At 67.5% G+C, this 19,525-nt stretch carries 17 protein-coding genes; 10 read left to right on the top strand and 7 right to left on the bottom strand.

Annotated features, from left to right (window positions below; all coding sequences use genetic code 11):
- Nucleotides 1-8: 8 nt before the first annotated feature.
- The gene (locus tag AC5Y3Z_RS25270) at nucleotides 9-464 is read right to left on the bottom strand and encodes a MaoC family dehydratase (protein WP_463827892.1); all 456 of its coding nucleotides are present in this window, start codon (nucleotides 462-464) and stop codon (nucleotides 9-11) included.
- Between the two features lie 35 nt (nucleotides 465-499).
- Here AC5Y3Z_RS25270 and AC5Y3Z_RS25265 point away from each other — a divergent pair, with 35 nt between their 5' ends.
- The 5 genes from AC5Y3Z_RS25265 to ag85C all read left to right on the top strand — a co-directional run bounded on the left by AC5Y3Z_RS25265 (nucleotide 500) and on the right by ag85C (nucleotide 4,365).
- Nucleotides 500-997 carry a metallophosphoesterase family protein gene (locus tag AC5Y3Z_RS25265; RefSeq protein ID WP_463827891.1) on the top strand — a complete coding sequence of 166 codons (498 nt, stop codon included), beginning with the start codon at nucleotides 500-502 and terminating at the stop codon, nucleotides 995-997.
- 28 nt (nucleotides 998-1,025) lie between these two features.
- Nucleotides 1,026-1,478: a MarR family winged helix-turn-helix transcriptional regulator gene (locus AC5Y3Z_RS25260; protein ID WP_473138847.1), complete on the top strand. Its 453-nt coding sequence runs from the start codon at nucleotides 1,026-1,028 to the stop codon at nucleotides 1,476-1,478.
- The gene (locus AC5Y3Z_RS25255) at nucleotides 1,475-2,275 is read left to right on the top strand and encodes an ATP-binding cassette domain-containing protein (protein ID WP_473138846.1); all 801 of its coding nucleotides are present in this window, start codon (nucleotides 1,475-1,477) and stop codon (nucleotides 2,273-2,275) included. The genes AC5Y3Z_RS25260 and AC5Y3Z_RS25255 overlap by 4 nt, the downstream gene beginning before the upstream one ends.
- On the top strand, nucleotides 2,265-3,092 hold the full coding sequence (locus AC5Y3Z_RS25250) for an ABC transporter permease (RefSeq protein ID WP_473138845.1): 828 nt from the start codon (nucleotides 2,265-2,267) through the stop codon (nucleotides 3,090-3,092). The genes AC5Y3Z_RS25255 and AC5Y3Z_RS25250 overlap by 11 nt, the downstream gene beginning before the upstream one ends.
- A 226-nt stretch (nucleotides 3,093-3,318) precedes the next feature.
- Nucleotides 3,319-4,365: a diacylglycerol acyltransferase/mycolyltransferase Ag85C gene (ag85C, locus tag AC5Y3Z_RS25245; protein WP_463827887.1), complete on the top strand. Its 1,047-nt coding sequence runs from the start codon at nucleotides 3,319-3,321 to the stop codon at nucleotides 4,363-4,365.
- Nucleotides 4,366-4,425: 60 nt separating this feature from the next.
- Here the strand turns inward: ag85C and AC5Y3Z_RS25240 are convergent, their stop codons facing one another.
- The 4 genes from AC5Y3Z_RS25240 to AC5Y3Z_RS25225 form a co-directional block, all read right to left on the bottom strand.
- Nucleotides 4,426-5,115, bottom strand: coding sequence for a YoaK family protein (locus AC5Y3Z_RS25240; protein ID WP_463827886.1), 690 nt, complete (start codon nucleotides 5,113-5,115; stop codon nucleotides 4,426-4,428).
- A 47-nt stretch (nucleotides 5,116-5,162) separates the two neighbouring features.
- Nucleotides 5,163-6,527, bottom strand: coding sequence for a maltokinase N-terminal cap-like domain-containing protein (locus tag AC5Y3Z_RS25235; protein ID WP_473138844.1), 1,365 nt, complete (start codon nucleotides 6,525-6,527; stop codon nucleotides 5,163-5,165).
- Nucleotides 6,511-8,316 carry a maltose alpha-D-glucosyltransferase gene (gene treS / locus AC5Y3Z_RS25230; protein ID WP_463827884.1) on the bottom strand — a complete coding sequence of 602 codons (1,806 nt, stop codon included), beginning with the start codon at nucleotides 8,314-8,316 and terminating at the stop codon, nucleotides 6,511-6,513. Before treS ends, AC5Y3Z_RS25235 begins: the two co-directional genes overlap by 17 nt.
- A gap of 122 nt (nucleotides 8,317-8,438) precedes the next feature.
- Nucleotides 8,439-9,482, bottom strand: a complete 1,044-nt coding sequence (locus AC5Y3Z_RS25225; protein ID WP_463827883.1) for a S1C family serine protease — start codon at nucleotides 9,480-9,482, stop codon at nucleotides 8,439-8,441.
- Between the two features lie 205 nt (nucleotides 9,483-9,687).
- Here AC5Y3Z_RS25225 and AC5Y3Z_RS25220 point away from each other — a divergent pair, with 205 nt between their 5' ends.
- Nucleotides 9,688-10,092: a TIGR03668 family PPOX class F420-dependent oxidoreductase gene (locus tag AC5Y3Z_RS25220; protein WP_463827882.1), complete on the top strand. Its 405-nt coding sequence runs from the start codon at nucleotides 9,688-9,690 to the stop codon at nucleotides 10,090-10,092.
- 142 nt (nucleotides 10,093-10,234) lie between these two features.
- Nucleotides 10,235-12,382: an elongation factor G-like protein EF-G2 gene (locus AC5Y3Z_RS25215; RefSeq protein ID WP_473138843.1), complete on the top strand. Its 2,148-nt coding sequence runs from the start codon at nucleotides 10,235-10,237 to the stop codon at nucleotides 12,380-12,382.
- Here AC5Y3Z_RS25215 and AC5Y3Z_RS25210 read toward each other — a convergent pair.
- Nucleotides 12,379-13,926, bottom strand: a complete 1,548-nt coding sequence (locus AC5Y3Z_RS25210) for a FadD7 family fatty acid--CoA ligase (RefSeq protein WP_473138842.1) — start codon at nucleotides 13,924-13,926, stop codon at nucleotides 12,379-12,381. The two genes, AC5Y3Z_RS25215 and AC5Y3Z_RS25210, sit on opposite strands and share 4 nt — an antisense overlap.
- Nucleotides 13,927-14,055: 129 nt before the next feature.
- Here AC5Y3Z_RS25210 and oxc point away from each other — a divergent pair, with 129 nt between their 5' ends.
- The 3 genes from oxc (at nucleotide 14,056) to AC5Y3Z_RS25195 (ending at nucleotide 17,315) form a co-directional block, all read left to right on the top strand.
- Nucleotides 14,056-15,738, top strand: coding sequence for an oxalyl-CoA decarboxylase (gene oxc / locus AC5Y3Z_RS25205; protein WP_473138841.1), 1,683 nt, complete (start codon nucleotides 14,056-14,058; stop codon nucleotides 15,736-15,738).
- 116 nt (nucleotides 15,739-15,854) lie between these two features.
- Nucleotides 15,855-16,610, top strand: a complete 756-nt coding sequence (locus AC5Y3Z_RS25200) for a L,D-transpeptidase (protein WP_463827878.1) — start codon at nucleotides 15,855-15,857, stop codon at nucleotides 16,608-16,610.
- 48 nt (nucleotides 16,611-16,658) lie between these two features.
- Entirely contained in the window at nucleotides 16,659-17,315 is a 657-nt protein-coding gene (locus AC5Y3Z_RS25195) for an O-methyltransferase (protein ID WP_473138840.1), read from the top strand.
- Here AC5Y3Z_RS25195 and AC5Y3Z_RS25190 read toward each other — a convergent pair.
- Nucleotides 17,312-19,369, bottom strand: coding sequence for an acyltransferase family protein (locus AC5Y3Z_RS25190; protein WP_463828020.1), 2,058 nt, complete (start codon nucleotides 19,367-19,369; stop codon nucleotides 17,312-17,314). The genes AC5Y3Z_RS25195 and AC5Y3Z_RS25190 overlap by 4 nt on opposite strands.
- Nucleotides 19,370-19,525: the final 156 nt, after the last annotated feature.

Below are 19,525 nucleotides of genomic sequence, written 5' to 3'. Positions count from 1 at the left end.
GCTCGCGGTCAGGAGATGTAGCGCGCCACGCTTTCGGCCACGCAGGCCGGCTTGGCCGCACCCTCGACTTCCACCGTGGTCGACAACGTGGCCTGGACGGTGCCTTCACCCAAGTCGTCGACGCTGACCAACGTGACCGCCGCCCGCACGCGGGACCCGACGGGCACCGGGGCCGGGAAACGAACCTTGTTCAGGCCGTAGTTGATCGCCAGCTTGATGCCATTGACGGTGTAGATCTGGTGCTGCAGCCGCGGCAGCAGCGACAGGGTCATGAACCCGTGGGCGATGGTGGTGCCGAACGGCCCCTTGGCGGCCCGCTCCGGGTCGACGTGTATCCACTGGTGATCACCGGTCGCATCGGCGAACAGGTTGACCTCTTCTTGGCTGATCGTCACCCAGTCGCTGTGCCCGAGGTCCTCACCCGCGGCGGCGGCGAGGTCGTTGACGGACTCGAACGTACGCATGGATCCATCCTCTCGTCGGGGTATGCATAGAACTTATGCGCCTGTTGCTGATCGCCGACACGCACGTCCCCAAACGGGCGCGGGACCTGCCGGCGCAGGTGTGGGACGCGGTCGACGAGGCCGATGTGGTCATCCACGCCGGCGACTGGGTGACCCCGGACCTGCTGGACCGACTCGAGGCCAGGTCCGCACGGCTGCTGGCGTGCTGGGGCAACAACGACGGCCCCGAGCTGCGGTCCCGGCTGCCGGAGCGGGCGGACGCGCAGCTGGCCGGGCTGCACGTCACGGTCGTGCATGAGACGGGTGCGACCGCAGGTCGCGAGGCGCGCATGTCGCGGCTCTACCCCGACTCCGACGTGTTGGTCTTCGGGCACAGCCACATCCCCTGGGACACCACCACGGCCAGCGGGCTGCGGTTGCTCAATCCGGGCTCGCCGACGGATCGGCGCCGGCAACCACACTGCACCTACCTGACCGCCACGGTCGCGCGGGGCGCGCTGCACGAGGTGGTGCTACATCGCATTACTAGATAGCTCGGCTACAGAGGTATTCTGGACGGCAGTGGACACACAGACCGACCTCACTGCCGATATCCCGCGGATCCTGGGCAGGTTCCGCCGCCAGCTGCGGCGTTCCGCCGGCACCGGTTACGCACCCGGACAGCTTTCGGAGTCTCAGGCCGAGCTGTTGCGGTTGGTCACCCACCGTCCGGGGGTCTCGGTCAGCACCGCGGCCGCCGAACTCGGCCTGATGCCCAACACCGCGTCCACCCTGGTGACCAAACTGTCCTGCGCCGGCCTACTGGAGCGGACCGCTGACCCCGCCGACCGTCGGGTCAGCCGGCTGCGGCTCACCGAGTCGGCTCAGCAGGTGATGGACGCGACCGCGCAGGCGCGTCGGGCCGTGCTCACCGACCTGCTCGCCGAGCTTGACGAAGACCAGATCGGGGTATTGGCCAACGGGCTGAAAGTCCTCGAAGACATGACCAGACGGCTGCGGGAGCGGGACACATGAACCAGGCGATCGACTGCCGGCACCTGACCTACCGCTACGGCCAGGACATCGCCGTCGACGACGTCACCTTCGGGGTGCACCCCGGTGAGACGATGGGCCTGCTGGGCCCCAACGGCGCCGGCAAGACCACCGTGGTGCGGGTGTTGACGACGCTGGCGCCGGTTCAGGACGGCGAACTCTATATCTTCGGGATGGATGCCCGACGTCAGACCATCGACATCAGAAGCAACATCGGCTATGTACCACAACAGCTTTCGATCGAAACGGCATTGACCGGCCGGCAGAATGTGCAGTGGTTCGCCCGGTTGTACGGAGTGCCCCGTCGCGAGCGCTCCGAGCGCGTGGAGCAGGCGCTGGACGCGATGAACCTGCTCGACGTCGCCGACAAACTGGCCTCCAGCTACTCCGGAGGCATGGTGCGGCGACTGGAAGTGGCACAGGCCCTGGTCAATCGACCCTCGCTGCTGGTGCTCGACGAACCGACAGTGGGACTCGATCCCATTGCGCGCGATGGGGTTTGGACGCAGGTGCGGAGCATGCAGGAGCAGTTCGGCATGACCGTGCTGCTGACCACGCACTACATGGAGGAGGCGGACACGCTGTGCGATCGCGTCGCACTGATGCACCACGGCGCGCTGCAGGCGATCGGAACACCCGCAGAGCTGAAGGCCAAGGTCTCACCCGATGCCACCCTCGAGGATGTGTTCCGTCACTACGCCGCCTCAGACCTGCACACCGAAGCCACCACTCCCCGTGAAATCCGTTCCAGCAGAAGGGCTGACCGTCATGTCGGTTGACCGGGACTGTCCCCCTGCCACCGCCCATCCGGTACGCGCCCCACGCGGCATCGACCGGGTCAGGGCGACCGCGAGCAGCGTCGGGGCCTTCGCGATCGTCGAATTGCAGAAGTTGCAGCACGATCGCACCGAACTCGTGACGCGGATGGTGCAGCCCGCCTTATGGCTGCTCATTTTCGGGACCACCTTCAGCCACCTGCGTGTCATCGACACCGGCAACGTGTCCTACCTCGCGTTCCTGGCCCCGGGAATCATCGCCCAGTCGGCGCTGTTCATCTCGATCTTCTATGGCATTCAGATCATCTGGGATCGCGACGCGGGCGTGCTGGCCAAGCTGATGGTGACCCCGGCACCGGCCTCGGCCCTGATCGCCGGCAAATCGTTCGCCGCCGGCGTGCGCTCGGTGGCCCAGATCGTCGGTGTGTTGGTGCTGGCTTACGCAATGAACATCGGCCTGACGGCCAACCCACTGCGCATCCTGGCGGCGATGGGCGCGGTCATGCTCGGTGCTGCCTTCTTCGCTTGTCTGTCAATGACTTTGGCGGGTCTGGTCCGTAACCGCGACCGGCTGATGGGGCTCGGCCAGGCCATCACCATGCCGTTGTTCTTCGCCTCCAACGCCCTCTATCCGGTCGACGTGATGCCGTCCTGGCTGCGGGTGCTGAGCAAGATCAACCCGCTGAGCTACGAGGTCGACGTATTGCGGGCGTTGCTGATCGGCACTCCCTTCCACCTCGTCGACGTCACCGTGCTGCTGATCGCTCCGGTGATCGGAATCATTGCGGCGTCAAAGGTTTTGCGTCGACTGGTCGCCTAGCCCTGGCACGGCCTGAGCACAAGATGCCACGGCTGATCCGGTAATCGATCGTTACGGTTTCGCGACCTCGTCACCGGCTTGTCCGGCCCGACACTCAACCGTTAGCCAACCGCGACCCAAGGTTACGGCCGCGACGCCTGAGTTGCGTCTGCCGCTTGTGTTTCACTCGCCGAGAACAGATTCCACCGCGGTGAGCGGCAGACGAGCAGTTGGGATGAGGTTAGCGATGTCGTTCTTGGCAAAGATGCGAAATCTGCGAGGCGCAGCCAAAACCATGCCCCGCAACCTGGCTGTCGCGGCGGTGGGCGCCGCGCTGCTGCCCGGTCTCGTCGGCGTGGTCGGCGGATCGGCTCCAGCGCAGGCATTCTCCCGGCCCGGCCTTCCGGTGGAGACGCTGCAGATCCCGTCCCAGGCCATGGGCCGCAACATCAAGGTGCAGTTCCAGGGCGGCGGGGCGCACGCGGTTTACCTGCTGGACGGCCTGCGCGCCCAGGACGACTACAGCGGCTGGGACATCAACACCCCCGCCTTCGAGGAGTTCTACCAGTCCGGGTTGTCGGTGATCATGCCGGTGGGCGGCACGTCCAGCTTCTACAGCGACTGGTACCAGCCGTCGCAGGGCAACGGCCAGGGCTACACCTACAAGTGGGAGACCTTCCTCACCCGGGAGATGCCCACCTGGTTGCAGGCCAACAAGGGTGTGTCGCCGTTCGGCAACGCGGCCGTGGGCCTGTCCATGTCGGGCGGTTCGGCGCTGGTGATGGCCGCCTACTACCCGCAGCAGTTCCCGTACGCCGCGTCGCTGTCGGGCTTCCTCAACCCGTCCGAGGGCTGGTGGCCGACGCTGATCGGCCTGGCAATGACCGACTCCGGCGGCTACAACGCCAACAGCATGTGGGGGCCGTCCACCGACCCGGCATGGAAGCGCAACGACCCGATGGTGCAGATCCCCCGCCTGGTCGCCAACAACACCCGGGTCTGGGTCTACTGCGGCAACGGCACGCCCAGCGACCTCGGCGGGGACAACATGCCGGCGAAGTTCCTCGAAGGCCTCACCCTGCGCACCAACCAGCAGTTCCAGCAGACCTACGCGGCCAACGGCGGACGCAACGGGGTGTTCCAGTTCCCGAGCAACGGGACCCACTCATGGAACTACTGGAACCAGCAACTGATGGCGATGAAACCCGACATGCTGCAGGTACTCACCGCGGTGAACGCGCCGCCACCGGCGGCACCGGCCGCCCCGCCCGCGGTGCCTGGGCAAGGGACCTGATCCGCCCGAGACCACATCGGCAGCAGCGCTACGGCCAGCGCTGCTGCCGATGTTTCTTTCTCACGCCTTGTTGTCCAGCAGGCCACGCCGATCAGCGTGCAGGTAGGTGTAACAGGTCGTCACCGCGCAGACGAATGCGGCGACGGCCAGCATCTGCGTCCCGCTGACCACCAGGCTGATCGCGCCGCCGATCGCGGCGCCCGCCATAAAAGTAGCCAGCATCATGAAGTATCCGAACCAGTCCTCGATCTGTCCGCCGGCCATGTGCCGTTCGATGCCCTGGCCCATCTTGACCAATGTCCCGGTCACATAGCTCAACGGCACCGACACTTCACCGTCCTTGACGAACGAGGTGTTCAGCGCGCCGACCCCGAACACCACACACATGATCGGCACGAAGTCGAGCATGGTTTCCTCCCAGCCGCCCAGGACGATGTCCAGACCGGTCGCGAAAAGCAGCGCGAACGTCGTCAGCACGGTCGGGCCGTGCGGGTGGGCCGCCCAGTACCGCCGCCGGCAGATCGAGGACACCAGGACGCCGGTGAGAAAGCACAGCAACAGCGTCCCGGCGGTGATGGACAGCCAGACGTCGTCGCGGAAGACCCCCAGCACCGCCCGCTGCGCGTTGCCGGTCATGAAGGTGACGAAGTAGCCCTCGGAGTGGCTGAACGCGGTGGCGCCCAGCACCCCGGCCAGCGCGGCCAGCAGCCAGGCCAACCTGGCCTCGCTGTCATACATTTCTTTCTGCACCCGCCCCATGCTTCCAGAGCGGCCGCGATCGGGCCTAACGCCGCATCTCAGGCGGTGGTCAGGCGCGCGATCGAGCGCAGCGGAATCGGCAGCCAGGTGGGACGGTGCCGCGACTCGTACCCCGTCTCGTACACCGCTTTGTCGAGTTCGTAGGCAGCCAGCAGCAGCGCCGAGTCGCGCGGGTCGGTCCCCGACGCGGCGGCGTAGCCGTCGCAGAAGGCGGTGCGGTTGCGTCCGACCCACTCCCGGGCCCGCGCGGCCAGCTGCTTGTCGCCACCCTGATCCACCAGCGGACCGTAGGCGGCGTATTCGAACGACCGCAGTACACCCGCCACATCCCGCATCGGCGAATCCGGTGCCCGCCGCTCGGCCACCGGTTGGCCCGGCTCGCCTTCGAAGTCGATCAGCAACCACCTCTCCGGGGTGCGCAGTACCTGGCCCAGGTGCAGATCGCCGTGCACCCGCTGCACGGTGATCTGCTCGTCGGCGAGCTTGCCGAGCCGCTCCTGGATCGTCGAGGCGTATTGCGCCAGTTCCGGCACCGCGGCGACCGACAACGACAGCCGCGACAGCATGTGCTGCAGCGGGAACGGCGCCTGCGACGTGCCCAGGGCCTCCGCCAGCGTGGCGTGCACAGACGCCACCGCTTCCCCCAACCGGTAGGACTCGCCGGCGAAATCGCCGCCGACTTCGTGGGCGTACAGGTCGCCTTCGGCGAATAAATCCCGCACGCTGGCGGTGGCCATGGCCCAGCCTTCGGCCGCGTTGCCGGCGAAGGCGGTCACCATGCCCAACGGGGACGTCGCGTCCGCGGACGCGTCCTGAGCGCCGATTTCGTAGCTGCCGAGCAGCCGAGCCACGTGCGGGTTCCCGGCGCGACCGAGCACTCGGTTCAGCTCGACGTCGGGGTTGATGCCGGGGCTGACCCGCCGGAACACCTTGAAGATGGCGGCTGGGGCACGGTCGAAGATCACGCTGGTGTTGCTCTGCTCGGCATCGGACACTCTGGGGTAGGCGTCCAGCGGCAGCTGGACATCCGGTTCCCCGATGAACCTCACCTGGGCGGCCGCGGAGCCGCGGACCTCCGAGGCGTCGATCAACGAGAGCAGGAAGCGGGGCGAGGCGCCGTCATAGAGCGCATCGAAACCGGTGTGCGTACCGACCTCCCCGATGGTGGCCTGGTCGCTGAACTCCGAGACGGGTTCGGCGTCCCAGCCGACGATCACCTGGTAGCGCTCGGTGCAGCCGTCCGTATATGCCACGTCGAGCAGCACCAATTCCAGGTCGTCCCGCAGCGGCACGACGACCCCGGGCCGGGCGCTCGACAGTTGCCGGTTGCGGCCCGCGTACCAGCGTTGCTGCGGCAGCCATTCCGACCACGGCAGCTGGGCTGCATCACCGGTGCGAGTCATGGTCCTCCTCAATCAGCGACAGCGAGAACCAGTAGAACCCGTGGCCCGGAAGCGTCAGCAGGTACGGCAGGTGCCCGATCCGCGGGAATTCCACCTGGCCGGTCAGCTCGACGGGTGTGTAGTTGTTCCACTGCTGCAGGTTCAGTTCGATCGGCTGCGGGAACCGCGACAGGTTGTTCACGCACAGGACGACGTCGTTGTCCCGGTCCTCGCGGGGCACTTCGCGCACGTAGGCCAGCACTGAGGGGTTGGATCCGCCGAGTTCGTGAAATGACCCGATGGCGAACGCGTCGTGGCGGCGGCGCACCGCCAGCATGGTGCGGGTCCAGTTCAGCAGCGATGTCGAGGTGTCGCGCTGCGCCTCGACGTTGACCGCCTGGTACCCGTACACGGAATCTTGGCTGGTCGGCAGGTAGAGCCGGCCCGGGTTGGCGGTGGAGAAACCCGCGTTGCGGTCCGGCGTCCACTGCATCGGGGTGCGCACCCCGTCGCGGTCACCAAGCCAGATCACGTCGCCCATGCCGATCTCGTCGCCGTAGTAGAGCACCGGCGATCCGGGCAGCGACAGCAGCAGCGCGTTGAACAACCTCATCTGGTTGAAGTCGTTCTCCAGCAGCGGAGCCAGCCTGCGGCGGATGCCGACGTTGGCTTTCATCCGCGGATCCTTGGCGTACTCCGCATACATGTAGTCACGCTCTTCGTCGCTGACCATCTCCAGCGTCAGCTCGTCGTGATTGCGCAGGAAGATGCCCCACTGCGCCATGTCCGGGATGGCCGGTGTCTGGGCCAGGATCTCCGAGATCGGGAAGCGGGACTCGCGGCGCACCGCCATGAAGATGCGCGGCATCAGCGGGAAGTGGAACGCCATGTGGCACTCGTCGCCGCCGGTGCTGGGGTCGCCGAAATACTCGACCACGTCGGCCGGCCACTGGTTGGCCTCGGCCAGCAGCACCCGGCCCGGGTATTCGTCGTCGACCACCTTGCGGCACCGCTTGAGGAAGGCGTGGGTCTCCGGCAGGTTTTCGCAGTTGGTGCCTTCGCGGGCAAACAGGTAGGGCACCGCGTCCAGCCGGAACCCGTCGATGCCCAGACCGAGCCAGAAGCGCAACACGTCGATCATCGCTTCCTGCACGGCCGGACTGTCGTAATTCAGGTCCGGCTGGTGGGAGAAGAACCGGTGCCAGTAGAACTGGCGGCGCACCGGGTCGAACGTCCAGTTCGACTCCTCGGTGTCGACGAAGATGATGCGGGCGTCGGTGTACTTTTCGCTGGTGTCGCTCCACATGTAGAAGTCGCCGTACGGTCCGTCGGGATCGCGCCGGGACTCCTGGAACCACGGATGCGAATCCGATGTGTGGTTCATCACCAGGTCGGTGATCACCCGGATGCCCCGCTTGTGCGCTTCGTCGATCAGGGCGACGAAGTCCTCGACGGTGCCGAACTCGGGCAGCACCTTGTAGAAATCGCGGATGTCGTAACCGCCGTCGCGCAGCGGTGAGTCGTAGAACGGCGGCAGCCACAGGCAGTCGACACCGAGCCACTGCAGATAGTCCAGGCGGTCGATCAGGCCGCGCAGGTCACCGGATCCGTCGGCGTTGGAATCGAAGAAAGCCCGGACCAGCACCTCGTAGAACACCGCGTGCTTGAACCAGGTGGGGTCTTCGGGCAGCGCAACGGCGTTCCCGAAGTCCTGGGCGGTCGGGTGCTCGACCACACCCCCCTCGACGTGACTGCCCTCCGCGGGATCGTGCGCGGGATCGTGCCGGACGGCATCTCTCTCGTCGTTCATCAATTCCACGATGCCACGTGTACCCGACGCCCGTCGTTAAGAAAACATGTGGCCCAGGTGACAGCGAATCCCGTTCAATACCAAAAGAATTCGCGTGTTGCAACCCGAGAGGACCTGTCCGCCTACGCGGGTGGCCCTTCTGCCAGTGTCACGTTCTCGGTGCGTGCGACTCCGGACTTGGACGTGAAGCTGATCGAGATGACATCCCCCGGGTGGCGCGGCGTGAGCGCATCGGACAGGGCAGTGGCCGAGTTGATCGGCACCCCGTCGATGGCGGTGATCACGTCACCGTTGGCGATCCCGACCGAGGCTGCCGGGGCGGAGCCAACCACCCGTTGCACCCGCGCGCCGTTGCCGCCGTTGTCGACGACGCCCAGGCCCAGGAAGGCCGTCGGCCCCACGTGCACGGTGGGTGAGCCACCGCCGCTGCGGATCTGGTTCGCAATGCCCATTGCGGTCCCGATCGGGATGGCAAAGCCCTGCCCGCCCTGCAACTGGAAGTTCTCCGAGGCGGCCGTGTTGACGCCGACCACCTGCCCGGCACTGTTGACCACGGGTCCGCCGGAGTCACCGGGGGCGATCGCGCCGTCGAACTGGATCAGTCCGTTCAGCGTTTCGGCCGCGCCGGTCAGCGCGTCCGAGGCCTGGACGGTTTGGCCGACCGCGATCACTTTGCCGGTCACCGCGCGCGGCGCGCCACCCTGTCCGCCGGTGTTGCCCAGCGCCACCACCGGTTCGCCGACGCTCACCGGTCCGCCGATTGCTGCGGTCGGGATGCCGCCGGCGCCACGCAGCTGCAGCACCGCGATGTCCTGGGTGCGGTCATAGCCGATCACGTCGACGCCGTAGGTGCGCCCGTCGCCGACGCTGAATGCGCTGATGTCGGTGGCGCCCGAGATCACGTGATTGTTGGTCAACACCACGCCGTTGGAGTCGATGACGATCCCCGTCCCGGCACCCACCGCGTTGTTGTAACCCAATTTCGTGTTGATGTTGACCACTTGCGGACTCACCTGGGCGACGGTGGCCGCGGGGTCGAGCGGTTTGGCGGGAAAGTGTTTGAACGGCGCGGCCTGCGCGGGTCCGGGCGGGATCGCCAGGCCCAATCCGAGCAGGACCAATACGGCGACCATCCACCCCAGCGAACGGTGGCGCAATTTGCTCATCGGTGAAGAACCTCCTGCGTCGGAAAACAGCCGAATTGTCCCAGCCCAAGGGTCCGGGCGGCGGCCTTGTCTGGCACCACCGTATTCCAGATACCCATTTAATACGGTGGTCAGGCAAGGAATCGGGGAACTGCGACCCTAATTTCCGCTCAAAGCGCAATTGCCAAACCAGAAGGTGACTCTCGTCACCTCCTAAGCTGAGCCGGTGGAATTCGACCCCGTGGCGTGGTTTGCGCGTTCCCCGGTCGCGCGGCTGGCGACGGTGAGCGCGCAGGGTGTTCCCCACCTGGTGCCGGTGGTCTTCGCGCTGCATTCCGGTGTTGTCTATACCGCGGTGGACGCGAAGCCGAAAACCACCCGGCGCTTGCGACGGTTGACCAATATCGAGACCAACCCGGCCGTCAGTCTGCTCGTCGACCACTACGACGACGACTGGACCCGGCTGTGGTGGGTGCGCGCCGACGGCACCGCGGCCATTGCCCGCGACGGCGAGTCACTGGACACCGGATTTCGACTGCTGCGGGCCAAATATCCGCAGTACCAGTCCGTTTCGCTGGATGGCCCGGTGATCGCGGTGACCGTGTGCCGTTGGTCGAGCTGGCACGCCTGACCCCGCCGTCCCCGCCGTCCCCGCCCGCCCAGCGGCGCACTGCCGCGCCCGACCCTTGTGCTGGACGTCGCCGCGGAGAAAAGTTGGCACTGCGTCCTGTGAGCTGGATCACCCGGAATTCCGGGAGAACTGGAGGAATGTCATGGCCGACAGAGTCAGTGCTGCCCAGGGCGCGGCTACCGCCCCCACCGCGACCGGTCCGGACGGCATTCGCAATGTGGCGCTGGTCGGGCCGTCCGGGGGCGGCAAGACTACCCTGGTGGAGGCGCTGCTGGTGCCCGCCGGGGTGTTGTCGCGGCCGGGTTCGGTGACCGACGGCAACACCGTGTGCGACTTCGACGAGGCCGAGATCCGGCAGCAACGCTCAGTAGGCGTCGCGGTGGCGTCGCTCGCCTACCAGGGCGTCAAGGTCAACCTGATCGACACACCCGGGTACGCCGACTTCGTCGGGGAGTTGCGGGCCGGTCTGCGCGCGGCGGACTGCGCGCTGTTCGTGATCGCCGCCAACGAGGGTGTCGACGAACCGACCAAGTCGCTCTGGCAGGAATGCAGCCAGGTCGACATGCCCCGGGCCGTGGTGGTGACCAAACTCGACCACGCCCGCGCCAACTACGCAGAAGCGTTGGCGGCGGCCCAAGAAGCGTTCGGCGACAAGGTGTTACCGCTGTACCTGCCCACCGACGCCGGGCTGATCGGACTGCTGTCGCAAACCGAGTACACCTACGCCGGCGGCACGCGCACCGAATCACCCGCCGACACCGACCGGATCGAGGAGGCCCGCGGCAGCTTGATCGAAGGGATCATCGAGGAATCCGAGGACGAGTCGTTGATGGACCGCTACCTCGGCGGCGAGACGATCGACGAGTCGGTGCTGATCGAGGATCTGGAAAAGGCCGTCGCCCGTGGCTCGTTCTTCCCGGTCATTCCGGTGTGCAGCAGCACCGGCGTCGGCACCCTGGAACTGCTCGAGGTGGCCACCCGCGGCTTTCCCTCTCCCCGCGAGCATCCGTTGCCGGAGGTGTTCACCCCGCAGGGCGCCGCGCACGAGGACCTGGCCTGCGATGTCGACGCACCACTGCTCGCCGAGGTGGTGAAGACCACCTCGGACCCCTATGTCGGCCGGGTCAGCCTGGTCCGGGTGTTCTCCGGGACGATCAAGCCGGATGCGACCGTCCATGTGTCGGGCCACTTCTCGTCGTTCTTCGGCCAGGACCGGACCGTCCAGGGGCACGGGGCGCTGCACCCCGACCACGACGAGGACGAGCGCATCGGGGTGTTGTCGTTTCCCCTCGGAAAGCAGCAACGGCCCGCTCCGTCCGTGGTGGCCGGAGACATCTGCGCGATCGGCAAACTCAGCCGCGCCGAAACCGGCGACACTTTGTCGGACAAGTCCGAGCCGCTGGTACTCAGACCGTGGACGATGCCGGAACCGTTGCTGCCCATCGCTATTCAGGCACACGCCAAGACCGACGAGGACAAGCTGTCGGTCGGGCTGGCCCGGTTGGCCGCCGAGGACCCCACGCTGCGCATCGAGCAGAACCCGGAGACCCATCAAATGGTGCTGTGGTGCATGGGCGAGGCGCACGTCGGTGTGGTGCTCGATGCCCTGGCCAACCGCTACGGGGTGACGGTGGACACCGTCGAGTTGCGGGTGCCGCTGCGGGAAACGTTGGGCGGCAAGGCAAAAGGGCATGGTCGGCACGTCAAGCAGTCCGGCGGCCACGGCCAGTTCGCGGTGTGCGACATCGAGGTGGAGCCGCTGCCCGAGGGCTCGGGATTCGAGTTCGTGGACAAAGTGGTTGGCGGGGCGGTGCCGCGCAACTACATTCCCAGCGTGGAGAAGGGCGTGCGCGCCCAGATGGACAAGGGCGTGCACGCCGGCTATCCGGTGGTCGATCTGCGGGTCACCTTGTTCGACGGCAAGGCACACAGCGTGGACTCGTCGGACTTCGCTTTTCAGATGGCAGGTGCCCTGGCGCTGCGCGAGGCGGCGGCCGCGACGAAGGTGGTGCTGCTCGAGCCGATCGACCAGATCTCGGTGCTGGTGCCGGACGACTTCGTGGGTGCGGTGATGGGCGACCTGTCCAGCCGCCGCGGCCGGGTGCTGGGCACCGACACCGCGGGCCACGAGCGCACCGTGGTCCATGCCGAGGTGCCGCAGGTGGAACTGACCCGCTACGCCATCGACCTGCGTTCCCTGGCGCACGGGGCGGCGTCGTTCACCCGCAGCTTCGCCCGCTACGAGCCGATGCCTGAATCCGCCGCGGCCCGGGTGCGGGCCAGTGCCTAGCGCTGCGGACTGAACCGCTGCGACACCGCGCGCCGATCCAGCGAGCCCTTGGCGGTGTGCGGCAAGTCTTCGGCTACGGCGAAGCTGGCCGGAATCTCGTACGGCGCCAACCGGTCCCGGCAGAACTGTGCGAGCTCTTCGGCGGTGGCGGCTGGCCCCCGGGGCACGATCACTGCCGCGACGGCCTCGCCGTACATCGGGTGCGGCACACCGAACACCGCGCATTCCAGAACCTGGGGATGGGCGGCCAGCACCCCCTCGACCCGCTCGGGTGAGATCTTCTCGCCGCCGCGGTTGATCAGCTCCTTGATGCGGCCGCGGATGGTCAGGTCACCGGAATCCGACAGCGTCCCCAGGTCGCCGGTACGCAGCCAGCCGTCGGTGAAGTTCGCAGCGGTGATCTTCGGGTCGCCGAGGTAACCGCGCACCACGGTGGCGCCGCGCAGCCACACTTCACCGACGTCACCGGGCGCGACGGTCTTGCCGTCGGAGTCGACGATCCGGATCTCGGGTCCGGTGGAGCGGCCGACCAGGCCGGCCGACGCCGCGGGATCAACCTCCTGGTCGGCGGACGTCGTCGCCACCTGATGGGTGGCCTCGGTCATGCCGAACGCGCACAACACCGGCGCCGAGAACTCCGCGTGCAGCGCCGCGGCCACCTCCGCGGTCAACGGTGCGCTACAGCTGCGGATGAAACGCAGACTGGCCCTTCTAGTTTCGCCGCTCTCGCCGGCAGCACGCTCCAACAGGATCTGATGGATGGTCGGCACGGCCGTATACCAGGTGGCTCCGACGGCGTCGATGTCGTCCCAGAAGGTGTGCGCCGAGAACTTCCCGCGGGCCGGCAACAGCACGGCGCCACCGGATGCCAGCGTGGACAGCAGCGCCGCGACCAGCCCGTGGCCGTGGTACAGCGGCATCACCGCGACCGTCGCATCCTGTGCGCCCAGCCGGTATCCGCCGACAATGGACCGGACCGAGGTGGCGATGTTGGCGTGGGTCCACGGGACCATCTTGGGCAGGCCGGTGGTGCCGCCGGTGAACATGATCATCGCGTCGTCGTCGTGCAACCCCGCAGGGGAAACGGCGGCCGCATCGGGTGCCGTGGGCGTATCCACTCGGGCTGTACACGTACCGCCGGTGACGGCAACTGCGATCGGCCACCACGGCACCGGCGGCTCGGTGGGACCGCCGTCGATGAGCACCACCCGCACACCGGCCGCCGCGCTGCGGGCGCGCTGGTCGGCGAGCGGCAGCGCCGGATCCAGCGGCACCACGATCAGGCCCGCCCGCAGCCCGCCCAGCAGACCGACCACGAATTCGGCGCTGCTCCCGGTGCGCAACCCGACCCGGTCCCCAGCCACCAGGCCGGCCTGCGTCAGCTGGGCCGCGAGATCGTCGACCAGGTCCATCAGCCGGCCATAGCTGACCGGGACGCGATCAGCGGTGATGACCAGCGACGTCGCTTCCGGCGCGCGGTTCGCGGCCACCTCGATCAACTCGAGAATGCCCGGACGCCGTTCAGTGGTCTCATCGGCTGTCATGCCACGCTCCTTCGGGGCCGGTGCGGCTTCTACAGTGCACCCTGCCGGGGCGCAAGGCTCGCTGTCCAATGACGGGCAGCGTGAATGATGAGCAGTGACGCCGGATCACCACCTGAGGAGGGGCGACCCATGACCGCCGCGCTGACCAACGGCTTCCACCTGGTGGTGGACGCGCTGCAAGCCAACGACATCAGCACCGTCTACGGCCTGGTCGGGATTCCGATCACCGATCTGGCCCGCACCGCGCAGGCCGCCGGGATCCGCTACATCGGCTTCCGGCACGAGGCCTCGGCCGGCAACGCCGCCGCCGCGGCGGGTTTCCTGAACCGCCGGCCCGGGGTGTGCCTGACGACCTCGGGGCCCGGCTTTCTCAACGGCCTACCCGCGCTGGCGAACGCCACCACCAACTGCTTCCCGATGATCCAGATCTCCGGGTCCAGCGACCGCGCGGTGGTGGACCTGCAACGCGGTGACTATCAGGACATCGACCAGCTCAACGCGGCGCGGCCCTTCGCCAAGGCGGCCTACCGGATCGGCCGGGTCGAAGACATCGGGCGCGGTGTCGCGCGGGCGGTCCGGACCGCGATCTCCGGGCGGCCCGGCGGGGTCTATCTGGACATTCCGGGCGAGGTGCTGGCGCAGACGATGCCGGCTGCCGACGCCGCCAACTCGATCTGGCGCATCGTCGACCCGGACCCGCGGCAACTGCCGGCACCCGACGCGGTGGACCGGGCGTTGACCGTACTGGCCCGGGCACGGCGACCGTTGATCGTTCTCGGCAAGGGCGCCGCATACGCGCAGGCCGACAACGTGATTCGGGAATTCATCGAGACCACCGGGATCCCCTACCTGCCGATGTCGATGGCCAAAGGCTTGCTGCCGGACGTACACCCGCAGTCGGTCGCCGCCGCGCGTTCGCTGGCGATCAAGCGCGCCGACGTCGTGCTGCTGGTCGGCGCGCGACTGAATTGGCTACTCGGACACGGGGAATCACCACAATGGTCCCCGGACGCCGAATTCATCCAGATCGACATCGCGCCCAGCGAGTTCGACAGCAACCAGCCCATCACCGCGCCGCTGACCGGGGACATCGGTTCGGTGATGTCGGCGTTGCTGGACGGGCTGGCCACCCACCCGGTGGAGGTTGCGGCGGCGTGGCCGGATGAGCTCGGCGAACGCAAAGCCCGTAACGACGCCAAGATGCGCCAGCAGCTCAGCGAAAATCCGTACCCGATGCGGTTTTACAATGCGCTCGGTGCCATTCGCACTGTCCTGCAACGTAACCCGGACACCTACGTGGTCAACGAAGGCGCCAACGCGCTGGACCTGACCCGCAACGTCATCGACATGGAGTTGCCGCGGCACCGGCTGGACACCGGAACGTGGGGTGTGATGGGCATCGGGATGGGCTACTCCATCGCGGCGGCCGTGGAGACCGGGCGCCCCGTCGTCGCCATCGAGGGTGACAGTGCGTTCGGGTTCAGCGGCATGGAGATCGAAACCGTCTGTCGTTACCGGCTTCCCGTCACCGTCGTCGTCCTCAACAACGGCGGTGTGTACCGCGGCGACGAGATCACTGCGGCCGCATCCGACCCGGCGCCCACCGTGCTGAACATCGACGCACGGCACGACCTGCTCGCAGAAGCGTTCGGCGGCAAGGGATACCACGTGCGGACGCCGGCTGAGCTGGAGACCGCGCTGACCGAGGCACTGGCGTCGTACGGTCCCGCCCTGATCGACTGCGTGCTCGATCCCGGCGCCGGAGTGGAAAGCGGGCACCTGGCCGCCCTCAACCGCAGCAGCAAGATCTGACGACACCGGAAAGCCGAGCCCCGGCTACGCTGGCCATGTTTGCTATGACCCCTTCCGGGGGATAGCCACTAGACTGTGTGGTTGTGTCCACCGCACCATCCCGAAGGGTCGAGACCATGCGTCGAGCGGTTCGTTATCTTTTCGTCCTGGTCGCGATCACCACGATGGCCGCGGCCGGATCGGGCAGTCCCGCGACCGGCGCCGTCCCGGTCCCCCACCCGCTGCCCGGGGTGGCCTCGATATTCCCCGCCGGGGGAGCCGTGGTGGGCATCGCCACGCCGGTGGTGGTGACCTTCACTGCGCCGGTGCGGGATCACCGCGCCGCCGAACGGTCCATCCGCGTCAGTTCTCCGAGCAATATGACCGGTCACTTCCAGTGGCTCGACGGCAATGTCGTGCAATGGGTGCCGGACCGGTACTGGCCGGGCCACACCCACGTCTCCGTCGGCGTCCAGGCCCTCAACGAAGGCTTTGACACCGGTGACGAGCTGCGCGGCGTGGCCAGCATCTCCGCGCACACCTTCACCGTCAGCCGCAACGGCGAGGTGCTGCGCACCATGCCGGCGTCGATGGGCAAGCCCAGTCGTCCGACCCCGATCGGCAACTTCAACGCGATGTCCAAGGAACGCACCGTTGTGATGGACTCCCGCACCATCGGCATCCCGCTCAACTCCTCGGACGGGTACCTGATCACCGCCTCGTACGCGGTGCGCGTCACCGGCAGCGGCGTGTACGTGCACTCCGCGCCGTGGTCGGTGGGTTCGCAGGGCTACGCCAACGTCAGCCACGGCTGCATCAACCTGAGCCCGGACAACGCCGCCTGGTACTTCAACATGGTCAGCATCGGCGACCCGATCGACGTCGTGGCCTGACGCTCAGGACCGCCGGCGGGCTGATTCCGGGGGCATACAGTCGGGTGTATGGCCAATACTTTGCAAGATCCCCGGGTCGCCTCGGTGCTCGACCGGATGTATGCCGCTGCCGGCGCGCAGATGTCGCAACTGCGCGACCGGCGCGGTCAGTTCGACGGCCCGATGACGGTGCAGGAACGCACCGAAGCGATGAGCGAGTTCTACATTCCGGTGACGCCCGACGCCGGCCGCCTGCTCTACTCGCTGGTGCGGGCGAGCCGTCCGGCGACGGTGGTGGAATTCGGGATGTCCTTCGGCATTTCGGCGATCCATCTGGCTGCCGCGGTGCGCGACAACGGTGCCGGCCGGGTTGTGACCACCGAGCTCAGTGACACCAAGATCGCCGCGGCGAAGCAGACGTTCGCCGACGTCGGGTTGCAGGACGTGATCACGATCCTGGAAGGCGATGCGCTCGCCACCCTGACGGAACTGGACGGGCCGGTCGATTTCGTCCTGCTGGACGGCTGGAAAGACCTCTACCTGCCGGTGATCAATCTGCTGCAACCGTCGCTGTCGTCGGGCGCGCTGGTGATCGCCGACAATGCCAGCGCGTCGGATATGCAGCCCTACCTCGACTTTGTGCGCGACCCCGGCAACGGTTACGTGAGCTTCAACTTCCCGGCCAGGGAGAGCGACAGCATGGAGCTGAGCTGCTGGTCGAACTAGCGGACCGACTCCTCCAGCCAGGGCAGCAGCCATTTGACCCCTTCCGGAGTCAGGTGCACACCGTCGCTGCGTACCTTGATGCCGTCGACCTTCGCGGTGTAAACGCCGTCCGGACAGAGCTTTTTGTTCAGGTCGACGATGCCGACATGCGGATGCTCACCGATAGCGTTGCGCAACATGGTGTTCCACTGGTTGACCCGGTCCGGTTGGTCTTCGGGATACAGTCGGCCGTCCGGCTTCTCCCCGCCCCGGCTGTACGGCACCGTCGCCACCATCACCCGAACACCGGTGGAGCCGACGATGTTGAGCGCCCGGTGCAGTTCTGAGTTGAGGTACGCGTCGAACGTCGGGTCGCCGATATGCGTCCACTTTCCTTCGTTGACCCGGTCGACCGTCTCCCACCGCCCGATCACCAGCAGCGCGACGTCCGGCCGATCCTGGCTGATCTGGGTCGCCCAACGACCGGGCCACGAATCGCATTCGGAACGCTGCTCCAGCGTCTGACCGATGTACCGGTACGGCGTGCCGCGCACCAGGCTGCAGCCGATGACGGTGTGGTCGATGAACCGGAAACCGGGTGTCGGCGGCAGGAAGTGCATCATCGTCCAGCCGATCGAATCGCCGAACACCGAAACGGTGAACGGCTGATTGGGATCGCGCGGGCCGGGGGCGGCGGTGGGCTGAGCGGCGCCCGGTGGCGACGGCGACACCGCCGCGACCGCCGACACGCCGGGCGGCAGCCCGACCTCCCGCAGCCCCGCTCCGACCGGGACCACCAGGATGGTCGCCGCGGCGGCACTGGCAACGGTGGCCGCGGCCAGCGGCAGCAGCGGCACCCGTTCCGGGCGCCAGCGCCGGATGGGTTGCTCGATCGCCCAGTACGACACGCCCGCCACCGCCAGCGTGACCGCGCAGCGGGCCGCGAACAGGCCACCGCCCGACCACCCGGTGCGTTCACCGTTGAGCACCAGGAAGATCGGCCAGTGCCACAGGTAGACGCCGTAGGAGATCATGCCCAGCCACACCAGCGGACGCCACGCGAGTACGCGGGCAACGGCGCCGCGCTGCTCCATCGCCACCGGTGCCACCACCAGCACCGCCGCGACGGCCACCACGATCAGCAGGCCGTGGCGGAACTCACCGGCGCTTCCCGTCGCGTAATGCGTGACCGCCGCCAGCGTGCCCAACCCGACAAGTGGCAGCGCCCGGGCGGCCCGTCGTCCCCAGCGGCTGCGGATCAGACACCAGCCGCGGTTCAGCGCCGGCCAATCCCGGACCAGCAGTGCCGATGCCGCGGCACCGATCAGCAACGCCTGCGCGCGGGTGTCGGTGCCGAAGTAGATCCGGTCGCGATTGCCGTCGCTGGTGCAGACGATGGCGGCCGCGGCGGAGGCGACCACGCCCAGGGTGGCGATCACGAAGGCGCTGAACCGGACGTGCCCCACCGTGGTCTTGCCGAAGTAGCGCCGGGCGCGGGCGGCCAGCAGCAGCGTCACCGCGATCAGCAGCACCGGCCAGACGATGTAGTACTGCTCTTCCACCCCCAGCGACCAGGTGTGTTGCAGCGGCGAGGGTGGTGCGCCCTGGGTGAAGTAATCGGTCTTCTGGGCTACGAACCGCCAGTTGGCCAACCAGCAGAACGCGGCGATCGCGTCCCCGCGCAGGCCGTTGAGTGACTGGTAGGGCAGCAGTTCCCGGGCCACGCTGACGGTCAGCACCATCAACAGCAACGCCGGCAGCAGTCGGCGCGCACGCCGAATCCAGAAGCCGCGCAGGTCGATCCGGCCGCTACGGCCGAGTTCGTCGAGCAACAGCGAGGTGATCAGGAAGCCGCTGAGCACGAAGAAGATGTCGACGCCGATGAATCCGCCGCTGACTCCCGGGATGCCACCATGTCCGATCAGGACCAGCGCCACCGCTATCGCCCGCAGTCCGTCCAGCGCCGGAACACCGCTGTGCCGCTCTTGCCGATCCCATCCCGCCGACCGGCCGACGCGTCGGACCGGGGCCACCCAGCGCCGCCGGAATGCGGAATCGGCCGGTGCGGCTGGTATCCCGCCCGGCTCAGTCCTTGTCTTCAGCGCGCCCTGACCGTGTGGTCGTCCGGCGCCGTCCTTGCTGCCGATACGTCGCTACCCCTCGAAGTTGATCCAAGAAATCCTAGAGGCGCGGGCCTCGCAAGCCCGGCAGGACACGCCACGGTCACGGAG

The sequence above is a fragment of the Mycobacterium sp. NGS61 genome (assembly GCF_059812325.1).
The sequence above is the reverse complement of the archived record's forward strand: the minus strand, read 5'-3'. Positions and strand labels throughout refer to the sequence as shown.